General features: G+C 47.2%; 18 protein-coding genes. 3 read left to right on the top strand and 15 right to left on the bottom strand.

Annotation, left to right across the window (positions count from 1 at the left end):
• From PSHG_RS12220 to PSHG_RS27480, 10 genes are all read right to left on the bottom strand, one after another.
• A complete protein-coding gene (locus tag PSHG_RS12220) occupies positions 1-381 on the bottom strand; it encodes a RidA family protein (RefSeq protein ID WP_010273139.1) in 381 nt (126 codons plus the stop codon).
• Positions 371-1,324 (bottom strand): U32 family peptidase, encoded by a 954-nt coding sequence (locus tag PSHG_RS12225; protein ID WP_010273142.1) that lies wholly within the window; start codon positions 1,322-1,324, stop codon positions 371-373. Before PSHG_RS12225 ends, PSHG_RS12220 begins: the two co-directional genes overlap by 11 nt.
• Positions 1,325-1,486: 162 nt before the next feature.
• Entirely contained in the window at positions 1,487-2,254 is a 768-nt protein-coding gene (locus PSHG_RS27465) for a creatininase family protein (RefSeq protein ID WP_010273145.1), read from the bottom strand.
• Positions 2,251-3,036, bottom strand: a complete 786-nt coding sequence (locus tag PSHG_RS27470) for an amidohydrolase family protein (RefSeq protein WP_010273147.1) — start codon at positions 3,034-3,036, stop codon at positions 2,251-2,253. The genes PSHG_RS27465 and PSHG_RS27470 overlap by 4 nt, the downstream gene beginning before the upstream one ends.
• A complete protein-coding gene (locus PSHG_RS29360; protein WP_010273149.1) occupies positions 3,037-3,774 on the bottom strand; it encodes an amidohydrolase family protein in 738 nt (245 codons plus the stop codon).
• Between the two features lie 77 nt (positions 3,775-3,851).
• A complete protein-coding gene (locus tag PSHG_RS12245) occupies positions 3,852-4,670 on the bottom strand; it encodes a carbohydrate ABC transporter permease (protein WP_010273151.1) in 819 nt (272 codons plus the stop codon).
• A 1-nt stretch (position 4,671) separates the two neighbouring features.
• Positions 4,672-5,538, bottom strand: a complete 867-nt coding sequence (locus PSHG_RS12250) for a carbohydrate ABC transporter permease (protein ID WP_010273154.1) — start codon at positions 5,536-5,538, stop codon at positions 4,672-4,674.
• Positions 5,539-5,555: 17 nt separating this feature from the next.
• On the bottom strand, positions 5,556-6,881 hold the full coding sequence (locus tag PSHG_RS12255) for an ABC transporter substrate-binding protein (RefSeq protein WP_010273155.1): 1,326 nt from the start codon (positions 6,879-6,881) through the stop codon (positions 5,556-5,558).
• Positions 6,882-6,973: 92 nt separating this feature from the next.
• A complete protein-coding gene (locus PSHG_RS12260; protein ID WP_010273157.1) occupies positions 6,974-8,077 on the bottom strand; it encodes a mandelate racemase/muconate lactonizing enzyme family protein in 1,104 nt (367 codons plus the stop codon).
• Between the two features lie 54 nt (positions 8,078-8,131).
• Positions 8,132-8,983 carry an amidohydrolase family protein gene (locus PSHG_RS27480; RefSeq protein WP_010273159.1) on the bottom strand — a complete coding sequence of 284 codons (852 nt, stop codon included), beginning with the start codon at positions 8,981-8,983 and terminating at the stop codon, positions 8,132-8,134.
• A 241-nt stretch (positions 8,984-9,224) separates the two neighbouring features.
• Between PSHG_RS27480 and PSHG_RS12270 the strand changes: the two genes are divergently transcribed.
• Complete coding sequence (locus PSHG_RS12270; RefSeq protein WP_010273160.1) at positions 9,225-10,034, top strand: IclR family transcriptional regulator; 810 nt, start codon at positions 9,225-9,227, stop codon at positions 10,032-10,034.
• A gap of 188 nt (positions 10,035-10,222) precedes the next feature.
• The gene (locus PSHG_RS12275) at positions 10,223-10,735 is read left to right on the top strand and encodes a hypothetical protein (RefSeq protein WP_010273161.1); all 513 of its coding nucleotides are present in this window, start codon (positions 10,223-10,225) and stop codon (positions 10,733-10,735) included.
• Between the two features lie 178 nt (positions 10,736-10,913).
• Here PSHG_RS12275 and PSHG_RS12280 read toward each other — a convergent pair whose 3' ends face one another.
• The 3 genes from PSHG_RS12280 to PSHG_RS12290 are packed head-to-tail and all read right to left on the bottom strand — an operon-like array spanning position 10,914 to position 12,397.
• Positions 10,914-11,186: a barstar family protein gene (locus tag PSHG_RS12280; protein WP_010273162.1), complete on the bottom strand. Its 273-nt coding sequence runs from the start codon at positions 11,184-11,186 to the stop codon at positions 10,914-10,916.
• Positions 11,187-11,237: 51 nt separating this feature from the next.
• Positions 11,238-11,687, bottom strand: a complete 450-nt coding sequence (locus tag PSHG_RS12285) for a ribonuclease domain-containing protein (protein ID WP_010273165.1) — start codon at positions 11,685-11,687, stop codon at positions 11,238-11,240.
• Positions 11,688-11,746: 59 nt separating this feature from the next.
• Positions 11,747-12,397: a GNAT family N-acetyltransferase gene (locus tag PSHG_RS12290; protein ID WP_010273167.1), complete on the bottom strand. Its 651-nt coding sequence runs from the start codon at positions 12,395-12,397 to the stop codon at positions 11,747-11,749.
• A 331-nt stretch (positions 12,398-12,728) separates the two neighbouring features.
• Here PSHG_RS12290 and PSHG_RS12295 point away from each other — a divergent pair, with 331 nt between their 5' ends.
• Positions 12,729-13,820: an AbrB family transcriptional regulator gene (locus tag PSHG_RS12295; protein WP_010273168.1), complete on the top strand. Its 1,092-nt coding sequence runs from the start codon at positions 12,729-12,731 to the stop codon at positions 13,818-13,820.
• A gap of 147 nt (positions 13,821-13,967) precedes the next feature.
• Here PSHG_RS12295 and PSHG_RS12300 read toward each other — a convergent pair whose 3' ends face one another.
• Together PSHG_RS12300 and PSHG_RS12305 are read right to left on the bottom strand one after the other, a co-directional pair.
• Positions 13,968-14,714: a MerR family transcriptional regulator gene (locus PSHG_RS12300; protein ID WP_010273169.1), complete on the bottom strand. Its 747-nt coding sequence runs from the start codon at positions 14,712-14,714 to the stop codon at positions 13,968-13,970.
• Between the two features lie 105 nt (positions 14,715-14,819).
• A complete protein-coding gene (locus PSHG_RS12305; RefSeq protein WP_010273170.1) occupies positions 14,820-15,179 on the bottom strand; it encodes a hypothetical protein in 360 nt (119 codons plus the stop codon).
• Between the last annotated feature and the right edge of the window lie 127 nt (positions 15,180-15,306).

Below are 15,306 nucleotides of genomic sequence, written 5' to 3' on the forward strand. Positions count from 1 at the left end.
CTACCCTTCTGCTGCAGCGATACATTGAATTTCAATTTTCATACCGTTAAGCTGACAACCTACCACTGTCCGCGCTGGATAGGGCTCACTGAAGTATTGGCCGTAGATGCTATTGACCGTCTCCCAATCGCCAATATCGCTCAAATAAACTGTTGAGCTCACCACTTGGTTCATGGAAAATCCGTTATCCTCCAACAGACTCCTAATATTGAGCAAGGTTTGATGGGTTTGGCTGCTTATATCCTCGCCAACCAGCTGCTGATTCGCATCAAAAGGCCCCTGTCCTGAGAGGAATAACAGCTTTCCCTGCTGAATCATGGACGAATAGCAACCAAATGCCGGAGGGATGGCAGGAGAGCCGAGCGCTTGTTTACTCATCATCAGATACTCCCCCTTTGGGAATCCCTGCTCCAGGAGCCGGTGACGATGACATAAGCAAATGTGGAGAGTAACGTTGAATCATATCCAGACCAAGTTTAGCTCTACGTACCTTTTCCCGGGTTAGGCGGACAACCGTCTCCTCCAAATGCGTGCCGGCAGGATATACATTAGGTGCATTGCGCAACCCAAATTTAATATACACAGGCGCAGCAACCCGGATAATTTCACATAGCTCGTAGTAACGAACAAAACCTCCGAAATCGTCCGGTGATTCAATATACAGATCCAGAGGAATATCCACTGCCTGCCTTAACGCCGCTAAACGGGCCAGTGTCATGTCGGAAGGAAGATTGTACGTATCGGCGCCCAAATCCTGCATAATCCGCACGGATACCGGGTTACATGCTCCCATGGATACCGATACTTTAACCACCAGATCGCTTGGCAGTTCCCCTGCCTTCTTCATTTCATTAATTGTCCAGAGAACGCCTTCATCAGCTACCAGAACACCGCGGATTCCCAATTGGCAAGCGCGTTTAACTTCTTCTACCGAATAGAGAAGCTGATCCATCCCCGCCGCTCTCAATCCAATGCTTTTTCCTCCTGCTGTAAACGATTGGGCCTGGATATCAAATGGCGCCCGCGGCCCCAGAAACAGGCTGACTTCAATCCCGTTTTGCCGGCCGATAGAGGCCATCTCCATAATCTCGGCATCCGTCAGTAACATAATTCCACTGCCTTGGGATACCCGGTGAACGGTGATCTGGCGGCGTTCCATTTCCTCCACAACCGTCTGCAAAGCTTGCGGGCTTTCTACTGACGGGATTTCCACCCGGTAGTGGGCTCCATCGGAAAATCGTTTTGGGGAATCCGGTAATTGATGCAGATCCCCCTCCGGAAAACCTCGTCTGCCCAGAAAAGATTTGGTTAAGCTCATACTCATCCTCGCTCCACTCCCTTGAGCCATTTTGTACAATTCGATTTCCTCTGCAAGCGGCAACTTTTTGTTTAAACTAATCACTAGCGAATAAAGAAGCCCGCGTTAAAGATTCTTCTGTTGATAAACGCCCCGCTGGGATTTATGCAAAATGAAATGCTGGCTTTTCTACTTCCGCTTCAAGCTTATCAGTCGATCCGCAAAATCCAGCAAATTCTCCACAATCATTCGGTACCACTGCTCCCCTTTTTCTTTTGCAGCCAAGGAAGGCCGGCCATTTACCCCGGAAGAACTAATTTCACAAAAATTATAGACTGCGGAAAATGACTCTCCTTGAAGCATATCTAATGACGAATGCAGACTATTAGGAGAAAAGCCGTCATCACGAATTAAATTCTTCCTTACACCATCCCCGTTCAAATACAGATATAAGGATGTCTCCAGCTCGCAAGCATGCCCCATTCCTCCCGGGCCGGACTCGCGAAGAGAAGCAATGGATTCCCTCGCAAGGCTCCAATATTCGCTTGCAGTCACTACCACTTCCGGAAATGCAAGTTTTAAATCCTGGAGCACAACAGCAAGGGGCGTTCGGTTGCCTCCATGTCCGTTTAGCAGCCAAATTTTGCTTGCTCCCATCCCAATATAAGACTCGCAAACCGCTTTCACCATTTCCACATAAGGTCTTAATGAAATAGATAGCGTGGCCCCAAAAGATAAATGATGCGGCGAATGGCCTAACCAGATTGTGGGAGTAAGCACAATATGTTCTCTTCGCTGCCGTTCAACGGCCTGCGCCAATTCTCCGATGATCCGTGTATCCACATCCGTCGGCAGATGAGGCCCGTGCTGCTCCGTAGCCCCCAATGGAATAACGACGACCGCGTCTTGCCAATCGTGCTCATTAAGTTCAGTCCAGGTCATCTCATGAATAATCATGATGGTCCCTTTCCTTTAGCAGAATGAAAAGCAGGATGAAACCGGGTAATCAGCTTTAAGGCATTATGATACAAAATATCTTCCTTTACCCTATCGGAGACCGTGAGCATTTCCACCTGACGAATCCGATCTCTAGTATCTCTGGCAGTGGCCAAAGGATAGTCGGAGCCCCAGATGGTTCTCTCCCCGCCCAATGTTTGGGCGATCTCCAGCATACCGCTATATGGACAGGAACAGAGACAAAGCCAAATATTATCGTATTTACGAGCAGCCAACAGAGATTCCCTCCAAAGATCATTCAGCCCGCTGTGCCCCATGACAACAGTCAGATCAGGATTGGCTCTGGCGACTTCCGCAATTTGGAACGGCTCTGTATACGGAGGAGTTCCGTCATGAAAGAAAAACAACGTTTTACGAAGATTAGCTTCTTCCGCAAGAGATTGAAAGTAATCTTCCAAAGGACTGAACGCTTGCAGCCAAGGATGGAACTTCATCCCTATCATCCCTGCGCTCTGCAGGCAGCGGTCCATCTCCTCAACCGCTTCTTTCGGCCGGCGGGGATGAACGGTTCCCATTCCGACAAACCTCTGGGGATAGGTTTGCACCAACTCCATAATGCGGTTGTTATCTTCCTTGTAGTCAAAGACAAGTCCGTCCAGAGGGAGCAGCAGCTGGCTGACAATTGAATTAGCCTCCATTTCTGAAATTACCTTATCCGCGTCATACTGCTTCTTAACGAACACTTCCCCGAGCGTATAGTGGGTGTGGAAGTCGATAATCATTTATCCAGCTCCTCTCTCCAGCAGCCTTAAAATATTTCCTGATGCGATCGCTTCCCGCTCCTCTTCCGAGATATCCAGGTCTTTCAGCTTAGCCACCTCATTCTCTAACGACAGATAAGGAGTGTCAGAAGAAAACACTACCCGTTCACAGCCGACAAGATGAATGATTTGCTCTATTGATGACACCATGCTGTAAGCTGTATCGATATAAATGTTGGGAGAGTCGGTTATTGAGGGCACCGCGTCAATCCAGAAATCGGTCGAACCGAAATGTCCTTGAATAAAGAGCGCCTCCGGGAATAATCCGGCCACGTACTTTAATTGCAGAGGCATCGCAGCAACAGGAGTTCCTGTAGGTATATAAACAGGCATTTGCAAGCGCACGGCTTCCTCCAGCACGGGTATCACAATAGGATCGCTGATTTGGAAGCCCTGATATACCGGGTGAAGCTTTAAACCCGATGCCCCTAAGGCCCGGGCGCGCCTCAATTCTTCAAGCGCTTTGGTCCCGTACCAGGGATTAACCGTGCAGAAAGCAAGAAACCTTTCTGGATACCGCTTGACCAGCTCCAATACGTGTCGATTGCCATCTTCGTTATAAACCGCAATCGCCTGATCCCACGGAACAAGGACTGCCTGATCCACACCCGAAGCATCCATCCTTTCCAATAATAGCCCGGCGTCCAAACCGTTCATTAATCCGGAACCTACATGGCAATGTGCATCAATAATTTTCATTTTGTTTCCCCCTGAGCAGAAATAGGTAGATTCAAGCATCGTTCAAGGCGGTAACATAAGTTTCCCCGCAGACGATTTCAGCCTTTCACGGAACCGAATGTCATTCCTTCAATAAAGTATCTCTGGGAGAATAGGAATACGATAAAGATAGGAAGAATGGACATCATGCTGCCGGCTGTCAGCATCCCCCAATCGATTTGATACTGTCCCATGAGGGAAGATAATCCAACGGGAAGCACTCGTTTGCTGTCACTAATGGTATTGACCAACGGCCACAAAAAATCATTCCACCGCGTTACGTAAATGAGAATCCCCAGCATGACTAAGCCTGGCTTGCAAAGCGGTAAAATAATTTTCGCAAAGATGCCGAAAGTCCCCAAACCATCCATACGCGCCGCTTCCTCCAGCTCGTACGGAATATTCATAATGAACTGCCGCAGCATAAACACGCCTATCGGGCCGGCAATGGTAGGAAGCATAATCCCTGCGAGAGTGTCCATCAATCCCAGCTTTTGCGAGATCAAGAACAATGGCATAACCGTAACCGCTACAGGAATCATCATCGTACTTAGCAAAATCATGAACAGGACATCGCTGCCGGGAAATGCTCTTCTTGCAAACAGATAAGCGGATAAAGCATCAAGCGGAAGTATAATGAGAGCAGCTGCAAAGGAGGTGATAAATGAATTTAGAATCCACTTCAAGAAAGAAGTGCCTTCCAACAATTGAATATAGTTGGCGAGCGACCAATCCTTGAAAAAAATAAACACTTCCGCAGAAAACAAGCTTGTAGTCGTCTTCATGGATGTATTCAATACGAATAGGTAAGGCAGGACTACCAGAACGGACAGAATAAAAGTGAGGGTAATCCAGCTGTATCTGACGGTTCGGTCCATTCTAGCCCGCCTCCTTATGGCGCAGCAATCTAAGTTGCACGAGGGTAACCAGCATAATAATCATCATCAGAATGAACGACATCGTAGCGCCAAGGCCAATGTTATTCATGACAAAAGCATTGCGGTAAATGTAAAATGCCATTGTATAAGTACTGGTACCGGGGCCGCCGTTGGTAAGTACGTAAACAATATCAAAAATTTGCAGCGCCCAGATTGTGCAGATCACAATACCAAAGGTTAGGGCGTGGCGGATAAGCGGCAGGATCATCATGTAGAACATTTTGAAATGGCTGACGCCATCCAGGCTCGCGGCCTCCATAATTTCCTTGGGTACTTCCTGCATCGCTGCCAGATAGGTTAGCGAATAAAAACCGATGCCGCGATAAACCTCGATAACCGCAATGATGATCAAGGCAGTGAATCCGTTAGCCAGCCAGGTCTGGTTGGACAGACCCAGCAAGCTAAAGAAATTGTTGATGATTCCCTTATCGTGATTTAACAGGTAGCCCCATACAATACTGGTGACAATGATCGAGCTGAGCAAAGGAAAGAAAACAAACGCTTTCATGATGCTTTTCAATCTCGAGCTCTTTACCGCATAGATCCCATAAGCGACGAACAACGCTGAAATAGTCGATAACGGAACAACCATCAGTGTAAGCAGCAAAGTATTGTTCAAACTTCGCCAAAATAACGAGTCGCGCATCGCATCTTTAAAATTTTGCAGACCGACAAATTGAAACGAGGTGAGAAACGTCCCTTGATGAAAAATAAAATAGATTGCCGCGACGAACGGCAGCGCCATAAAGATGGCAAAGCAAAGCATTTTGGGAGCTAACAGCAGATAGGCTTCCAAATGTTTTTTCAAGTTGTTCACCTATTTCTTCATTGGTTTGCCTGGATTTGACGGTTTATGCTTTCTTCTGCCGCATCCAGCGCTGCTTGAGGGTCTTTGCCTGTCATGACTTCCTGCATGGCCGGCCCCAGAACATCCCATAGCGAAAAAGGTAACGGAATATTCGGACCGAGGTAATCGAATTGGGTGAATACCCGGGTTTCCGGCATATCCGGATATAAATCCTCACTATCCTTTAAGGTGCTGGCAAAGCCGACAGCTTGTAAAAACTCGCGGGAATTTTCCAATTCAGACAAGTAAGAGATGAACTTCATCGCTTCTTCCGGATGCTTTGCCGTCTCCGGAACAAACAGCATACCTACGGCGCCATTGGTCAAACGGCTGCCGCCAGGGCCCTCCGGCCAAAAATCAGAGCCAAGCGGAAAATCGGGGTAATCGTTATATTTACGCTGTACCGTATCGGTGCCGCCAATCACCATCGCAATTTTCCCTTCAAAAAAAGCATCAAAAATTTCATAATCTTTATAAATCCCTATTGGCGGCGCCGCTTTGTGTTTATGAATCAAATCAGCAAAGAAGGTTATACCCGTTAGTCCTTCCGGGGTATTGAAAGCTGCTTTACTCAAATCATCCGTGACCAGATCTGCTCCCGCTTGCCAAAAAGGACCGTAAGTCAAGTTAAATGAGAACATTCCTCTTTCATTTCCGGGTATCCCCATTCCCCATTGAGTAGTAGTTCCATTCTCCACAATGGTCAGCTTCTGTGCGGCTTCCACCCACTCATCCCAAGTTTGCGGTGCTCGATCATATCCCGCTTCCTGGAGCAATTGCTCATTATACAGCAGCTGCCATCCGGAAATAGCGACCCAGGGAACGCCATATTGCCTGCCCTTATATTGTCCCTGTAAAACGGTTTCTTCCGTTAATAGCGGTTCCAGCTGCTGCCAGTGAGAGGCAAAACGGTCTGAATTCAAATCCGCCAGGTGGCCCCCATCTGCAAATTGCGGAAACCAGCCCGAAGGCAAGTAAAATACATCAGGCGCTTGGCCTCCGACAAATGCAGCCGTAAGATTTTGGGTCAAGGATTCCCAGGGAGGAATCGTAAAGTTAATTTTGATACCGGGATTTTCCGCTTCGAACCTGTCAATAATTGGCTGTATGAATTGACTGTCATCCGCCGTTTGAGGCGGATTCCAAAACTGTAGGGTGACCTGTTCGGAAGCAGCAGGGGAATTACCGGAAGCTCCCGATGTATCGGCGGAGTCAGCGTCAGCTGGCGGATTGGAACTGCAGGCAGCCAGACTTGCACTTACTATGGCAATACCCGTCCATGATAAAAGCGTTTTCAATTTCATGATTTTAAATAGTCCTCCCTTTCTAATGTCCTTGCTTTCTTCATCTCTACATCTTGGACTTCAATAAACATGAAACATGCCCCATCCTTAAGCTAAATTCGCAAGCGATCAAGCTGCTCTTCATCCAAGCTTAACCCGAGTCCCGGACGTTCCGGAACAAACAGCTGTCCGTCTCTGATCGTTAGATCTTCAGTTACCAGATCTGATTGATAGCCGGTAAACCCTCTAATATCGGAAGCAAAGCTTGACAGGTTGGGCATAGCGATAGCCAGATGAGCAGAAGCCACCGCACCAATGCGTCCTTCCGGCATTGAACCAATCGTGCAAGGGACGTTATACAGGGCAGCCAGTTCAAACAGGCTCCTCGACGCTGCCAGGCCGCCTGCCTCACTGACATAAACATGCAGCAGGTCCGCCGCTCCTTTATCCAGAGCTATCTTCGCCTGCTTAATCTCCCACGCTCCTTCATCAAGCAAAATCAATGCATCGGTATGCTCCCTAAGCCAAACGGTATCCTCAATATATTCCGCTGGAAGAGGCTGCTCAATAATCTCTACTCCCCACTTGACCATCTCGTCAATTAACCGTTTGGCTTGTTTGCGATTACTCCAGGCCATATTGGCGTCTACTCTGAGACGAATGTGATCCGGAATCGCTCGCCTGATGCTGCTTACCGTGCACAAATCTTGACGATCATCCAGGCCTACTTTAATCTTGAGCTCCTTGTAGCCTTCCTCCACTTTACGTTCGGCTGTCTTCACCATGTTCTCTATTGAATCGATAGGCACTCCTCCAGTCAAGGGGATTGAATGGCGGACCTTTCCGCCTAACAGCTGGTAAACCGGTATATTCAAATGCTTGCCCAGCAGATCGAAGAGTGCCATTTCAACTCCTGCTTTGGCCAATAGATGCCTCTGGGAAAATGAGCACATGGAATCCATTTTGCGGCAAATGGCATTGATATTAGTCAAATGCTCGCCTACTACCAAGGAAGTCCAATGGTTGCGCACCTCTTGGCATAAGCTATGTACTCCGCCAAACCAAGCTAAAGCGATTTCGCCTATTCCGTATAAACCGGATTCTGCTGTTACTTTCACCAGTCCATGATTGGAGCAAGAATAAGTGCCGAGACTGTCAGATACCGGTTCTTGAAAAGGCAGTCGTACAGCTATCACTTCCAGGGAAATGATTCTCAAATCCATCTCCTTCTTTCTATGAGAATGAAGCTCGCTCTCTTCAGGCGGGCTTATTCAATTTAACCCAAGCAGTTCCACCGTGTTCCGAGCAAGCATGCGCTCTATCACGTCCTCCCGGATTCGCGGCAGCCGGGTACCTTCAACCATCTCATTAAGACCATATAGGGAACGAAGTGTTTCGTCTGGAGTACTGAACGGGAAATCGCTTCCAAAAAGAAGTTTGTCCTCAATGCCATACTCGATAGCCAAAATAATAGCGTTATACATCTGCCAGGGCCTTGAGCCTAATGCTGAAATATCTGTATACATGTTCGGATGTTTTCTGACTACACTTATCGTCTCCTCGACCCACGGATGTCCGAGATGTGCAATGATCATTTTCAGATTGGGAAAGGCCCGGGCTATCGGATCCAAGGCGGCCGGACGTGATTTCTCAAGCGGTCCCTCGGAGACAAACGAGGTCCCCTGGTGCCACATCACTGGCAAGCGGAGCTCTTCTGCCTTGGCGTACAAAGGGAAACATATATTGTCCAAGGGATGAAAATCTTGATAAATAGGCGCCAGTTTAAGCCCTTTTAAATTTAGCTCTTTAATAGCCTGCTCCAGCAGGCGGGAGGCTTTCGGCCTTTTAGGATCCACACTGGCAAAGCCAAACAAGCGGGATGGACTACTGGCAACATAGCCCGCCACATATTCGTTCGGTACTACAAAACCTGTTGCGGGAGCATCAACAGCAAGCACTATAGCACCGGAACAAGATGCTACCGCTGCTTTATGCTCATCTATGGTGCAAGCAAAATGAAAATCCGCCCCCCAGGCTCTTTGTGCTGCTGCGAGAAAAGGCCCGGACAAATGACTCATTTCAGCAATATGGGTGTGACAATCGAAAACAGCTTGCTTACTCATGTAAACAACCTCCCTTCCTTTTACAATCCACAATGGAATTCTATTCCTTATGTTCTACATACAGAATAATAGTTCTTTATATTGATTGTCAATTTATTTTTTGCGTAATATCCGTCTTTTTTATTGCTTAATATTTAAAAATTGAGTATGATTTTTTTAGGTAACAGCTTATGTTAACTTACTCTGTTCAATATACTGAATAGAAAGTTAAGACAGATTTCATTAAAGCAGGAGGAACTTCATGGATAAATCTACTAAGGGAACAATAAAATATAACGTTCCCGCCCTAGAGAAAGCGATATCAATTCTTGAATTGCTGACAGATAAGAAAACCGGCTTAGCCATCTCCGATATTTGTCAGGCTTTAAGCCTTCCTAAAACTACAGTTTTTACTATTCTAAACACACTGGAAGCGCACAATCTAGTTCAAAAATTGCCTTCAGGCGCTTTCAAACTTGGACTGGGCCTATTCAGACTCGGAATGAACGCTTACCATCTTGTCGACTTCAAAGAAATTTGTGTTCCGTATATGGAACATCTGCGTGAGACAACCTCATTTTCCACCCATTTGGGTCTTTATTCTCAAGGCGAAATGATAATTGTAGATAAATTGGAAGGACCGGGCATGATCCGGTTTAACACCTATATTGGTGAAAGAAAACAATTGAACACCTCCGCGGTAGGAAAGGCTATTTGCGCTTATCTGGACGAAGAGGAACTGGCTCTTGTAATCGATAAGGGCTTGAAATGTTTGACCCCGAATTCCATTTGCACAGAGCAAAGCTTCCGCGATCATTTAAAGCTGGTAAGGAAGTTCGGTTATGCGGTGGATGATGAAGAAGGAGAAATTGGTATCCGTTGTGTAGCCACTCCTATTTTTAACCATGAAGGAAAAGTGCACGGCGGGATCAGTGTGTCTACGATTAAAAACAACCTGTCCACACAGAAGATTCCAGAAATCGGACAACTGCTTATGGAGGCCTGTGCAGGAATTTCTAGTCAATTGGGCTATATCGGACCTTATCCGGTACAACCTATTGCCGCCAAATAAAGACCGGTATAGATGCCCTCTTATGAAGGCTTGTGAAGCTTTCAAATAGTGCATCAAGATAGTGCTTTAAGATAGTGCTTCAAGAACGAAAGATACGTGGGAAGGCGTGCTTGACTTCTAGTTGTTACGGTTTATGTTATAGCTTGCATCTAAGTATAATGGGCACAATTTGTGAGGAGAAAAAAATAATGAAGAAGATCTTTTTATCCATTAGCGTATGCTCAATAGCCCTCGGGCTGTTTTTGTATTTTTATACCTTTCCCGTGCCCATCCAGCAAGTGCATCGGGCAGTGCAGTTTAACTATGGAGATCCTCAATCCGTCGAACATACCCGTGTGTATATAGATGGAGTTCTTGAACGGCCTATCGGCAGAGACCATTATTTCAAGGGCTCTATGATTTGGGAACACCTCGATCGAACGAAAACTTACGAAACTCAAATTTGGATCAGAAGGAACGAAATGGCTGTTATATCTTACTTCGGGATGAATCAGGACGGAACGCCTTCTGTTTTTTTCTTAGGGCGGGCTCAAGTAGAAGGCGAATTTGCCCAAATTTTCGTAGAACTGGCTCCGGAGGAAGAAGTGAATACCCGGCAGACTGAGCGTTCCTTTCTAGCAGCTCCAGCCGGAAGCTACGAGGAAGGAATGAATATGATTCAGGATGATTATGAAGTCCATTACAGTTCATTGAAAGAATAAAGCCCGCATTGGCGGGGCGTTAAGAATGTAGCGTCAAACAAACGGCGCCGCTTGCACCAAGCCACTAGCCCTCACCATGACAAAAGCACCGGCATGCTCATTAGTCTCCGGTGCTTTTTATAGGTTCAGCTGCCTTTTAAATAGGTTCAGCTTCCTTATTCCATACTGTTAGATGCTCCTAATTAACTACAAAATGGAACCCTTCCAGTTCCTCTTCGGCCTCCCTGAACAGTTGAGCAACCTTGCTGGCATATTCGCCTAATCTCTCCGCGCTAATCGAATAATGTTCCCAATAAATCGTCAGCGGGAGGCCTGCGCTCCCAGTCAAACCATCCCATAAAGCATCGAGATTTCGGCCATAATGATCGGGCAAGCCCAACTGCTCCTTCAGCTGCGAGTGAAGCTGTTCTCGGGATGTTATCGCACGCCCGTTTATACGTATTTCGTTCATTTTCCTCCTCCATCTTCGCTGGCACTCGCGTTTGTCAGGCACGATTCCAGCTTACTCGAGACGTTCAAATGTGTCATAATGATCGACTGTTTTATAGATCAGACCGTCATTCGAAAAGACAATCCGCTCCGGGCCGCGATGCCCTGATTCGTAATTAACGTCCGCTTCATACCAGATCCTTCCCGGCTCATCGGGCAGTCGGCCCTCCCGGTTGTAAAAGCGGTCACCGCCAATGCTGTACCCGGGAGCTACTTCGTGCAAATTTCCCTTCTCCGGTATCCATCCCTTCTCCCTGGCTTCCTCTTTGGTCAAATAATGATCAGGCAAGCTGCCATGCTTCTTAATATAGGCAGCGAGCTTTGCAAACTCATCCGTCTGCTGCTCATACGATCCTGTAGAAGAAGGAGTCGCTGCTGGCTGTTCAGCAGCCGGCAAGCATCCTGTAAACAGAAGTATAAAGCTAAGCAGTCCTATTATCCACTTGCTAACCTTCAAAACCATTATGCTCCCTTCCGCATCCTGAAAGCTTGATCCCTTACGCGGTATTCAGCTTATCCTAATTATTTCGTTCCGGGGTTTACATTTCCGCTATGCGAGTGTCCTTCCTGAAAAAACATGCTCTGCATACGCGGCTCGTCCTTCCTGCGGGCTTGGTTCGGCCGGTGCGGATTATGTTCGAACCACTCGTCAGCCAGCATGCCGTATACCGCATGATCGATAAATTGTTCGTTAATCCACTCTGCCTGTCTTATCGTACCCTCCCATTGAAATCCGAGTCTCTGGGCTACAGATCGGCTTTTTTCGTTATGAACTCCTGCCCGGATTTCCATCCTGTTCAAACCAAGCTCTCCAAATACAAAATCCAGCAGAGCCTGACAAGAGCGCGTAACCAGCCCCAGACCTTGATACTGTTCCCCAATCCAGTAGCCAATTGAGGACTTGCGGTTTTTCCAGTCAATGTTGTGCAGACCTATACATCCGGCCAGCTTTCCCTTGTAGAAAATACCGGACTGAAACCCTAAATTGCCGGCAAATTGCCGCCCGCTTGTCTCAATAAACAAGCGCGTGGCCTCTTCATTATGATTTTTCACCCATGGAAGCCATTGACTCAAATAATCCCGGTTTTGATTCGTCAGCTTGAACAATTCTTCCTTATGTCCAGGCTGCAGCAAAACTAACTTAAGCTCAGGGTTCAGCGGATGACAGTACAAGACCTCACCTTCCTTTTTCCTGCTTCCTTACCCTGTTAACCATTCTGCCCGAACCCGGCTTAATCCTGCTAACACAAAAAAACCTTCGGCCTTTACACAGCTTAATTCTTATACCGGCACGCAAATCTCGTACTAAATAAGCTTAAAGCGAGCGGTATTTGACTGGATTCAGACTGGATTCAGACTGGATTCAGACTGGATTTTGGCCGGTTAAACCCTACTTCTCTAAAATTATGATAGAATAGTTCAGTCGACCGTAAGCAGGAAGAGCGGTCTATTCCCGGTTGATGGGAGCATAAGTCTACCGAATTTGCGAGGGAGCTTAAGGATCATGAGAATTCATCTAGAGTCATTAACCGTAGCCGTTCTCTTCGGTTTTCTGTTCACATGGCTGCGGGTGCCGATTCCTTGGATGCTCGGCCCAATTGCCGGATTAGTTATCTGGAGTACTTTAATCAAAAAGCCGGTGGCGGCTTCAAGATCGATGCGGAATAGCGGACTGATCGTTTTGGGATATTTGATAGGAAGCTCCTTCACCATTGAAGCGGGCAGGGAAATCATTCGCCAGCTGCCCTGGATGACACTTTCCACCGTATTAATGGTGCTCATCAGCCTGTTTATGGGATGGGTCTTGGCCCGTTGGATGAAAATCAGTCTGTCTACGGCAATCATCGGAACCATACCCGGCGGCCTCTCACAAGTAGCAGTGCTTGCCGAAGAGGTTAAGGACGCCGATCCCGGAACGGTCATTGTCATGCAGACGATCCGTGTGCTGACCGTCATTTTTCTCGTTCCCTTCTTGGCATTTCATACATTCTCTAATGGACAAGTAAGCACCGCCGGGATTCTGGAGGACACCGCAGAGAGCGCCCCGATAGGTCAGATCACTTTGATCGTTGCCGCCGTTCTGATCAGTCCCTGGTTGGCAGGTAAGCTGCGGGTGCCCACTCCCTATTTTCTTGGGCCCGTGCTCGCTGCTATAGGGTTTGTGTTTCTCGATTGGCATCCCCCTCATCTGCCTGAGCTATGGATTAACTTGGCGCAGATCGCAGTAGGCGCCCATTTGGGAACTTCTATTCAATTGAACCATTTGAGCAATTGGAGAAGTCTGGTCCCCCGTTCCTTAGCAAACAGCCTGCTGACTGTAGCGGTTTCTCTCTTAATTAGCGCAATCCTTGTTTATTCCCAGCCAATCAGTTACTTAACCGCTTTTTTAAGTACAGCTCCCGGGGGCATGGCGGAGATGAGCGTAACCGCAGCGATGACCGGCGGGGATATCGCTGTCGTTTCCGCCTATCAGCTTTTTCGAATATTGTTTATTCTTGTTCTGGTTCCCCCTATAGTCAAATGGCTGCTTAACCGCCGAGCAAAGAAAGAGGGACTGTCCAGTAGTCCCCCAAATAAAAAGTTGGACATTTCATAATGAGCTTTTTAGTCCGCACCCTTTAAAAAATCAACGAGGCTGTTCCCAAAAATGGACTTTCTGGACAGCCTCGTTTCATTTAAAACCTTTACTTGGAAGAGGATTTATTAGACAGCCCCTCGATGATATCTAGGCTTCGTTGAACCCCTACGACTGGTTTTGCTCCGCGTAAACGGACATTGCCTCACTCATAAAACGGGCCAAGCCTTCCCCGAATTGATCAATAGTGTTCGTAAACCGTTCGTCATCCACATACATCTGGCCAAGACCTTTGAAAGCTTCAAGAGTATAGCTCCCCATCCGGTTCAACAGTTGATACCATTCCGCGATGGCCTCCTGCGCTTCCTTATCATACGGCTTTAGATGTCTCAGCCCGGCTAATTTTCTATAAACTTCGTTCATTTCATCGCTTAACCTTTGTCTTTCGTCCTTGCTCATCGCAGCAATCTGTTTATTAGATTGGTCGACGGCTTCGTCTCCCCAACGCTTTCTTGCTTCTTGCTCATAAGGATTGTTGGAAAAATCAAAGCCTGCGAATTTTTCTTTATTTGTCATTGCGATCTCTCCTTTAGCATGCTGTATGCTTTTATCAATTGTACGGAGCATCTGGTCGATCCGCTTTCGTTTACTGAGCAGCATAGACCGGTGCAGCTGCAGCGCCTCAAGCCTCTCAAAGTACGGATTACTCATAATTTCTTTAATCCGCTTCAAAGGAAATTCCAGTTCCCGAAAAAACAAAATTTGCTGCAGCTGCTCCAAATGCTCGTCGGAATAGAGGCGATAGCCGGATTCACTTTCTTTATCCGGGGTAAGCAAGCCAATTTCATCATAATGATGCAGTGTGCGCACACTGATCCCCACCAGCTCGGCAACTTCCTTGACTTTCATGGCCATAGTCACTCTTTCCTCCTTCCGCTTACTACTATAAAGGATCACGCAGCGTGAGAGTCAACTGTAAATTTAGCTCTGAAACCTAAAAAGCCGGATCAAGCATAAAGCTTAATCCGGTGAAGGCCCCAAAGGAATCCGGTACTGCGAATATTCCTCAACTATGTGTTCCCCTTGTGCATACACCCAGCGAAACCTTAACCGGTTACCGCTGTATCCTGTACGGCTGCGGATGTCAGGCAGCACAATCTGCTCCATATTCTCGAGAAGAGTTTGCTGCAGGTGGCGGATTCTCGCCTCGTTGGCATCTCTGCGCTCCTCCGCCATTTGTTCCGATGAGGAAGTCTGCATATAATAAGCCTTGCCGATCTGGGCATCATCCCAATGCTCAGGCAAAGGGATATCTGAACCCCTGAAAATTTCACGTACGGTGTTCAACCAATCTTTATACAGATCCATCTCAATCTCCATACTCAATGATTTACATGCCTCCTGCTGCTTGAATAATTATATATCGGCCCGGTTCATCCGCCGCCAATGCTTCCATCATTGTACCTTAAAGCAGCCTAGGAGTGAACCCGCAGCTTAAGGTTATACC

The sequence above is a fragment of the Paenibacillus senegalensis JC66 genome (assembly GCF_000285515.1).
GTDB classification, from domain to species: Bacteria; Bacillota; Bacilli; order Paenibacillales; family NBRC-103111; genus Paenibacillus_L; species Paenibacillus_L senegalensis.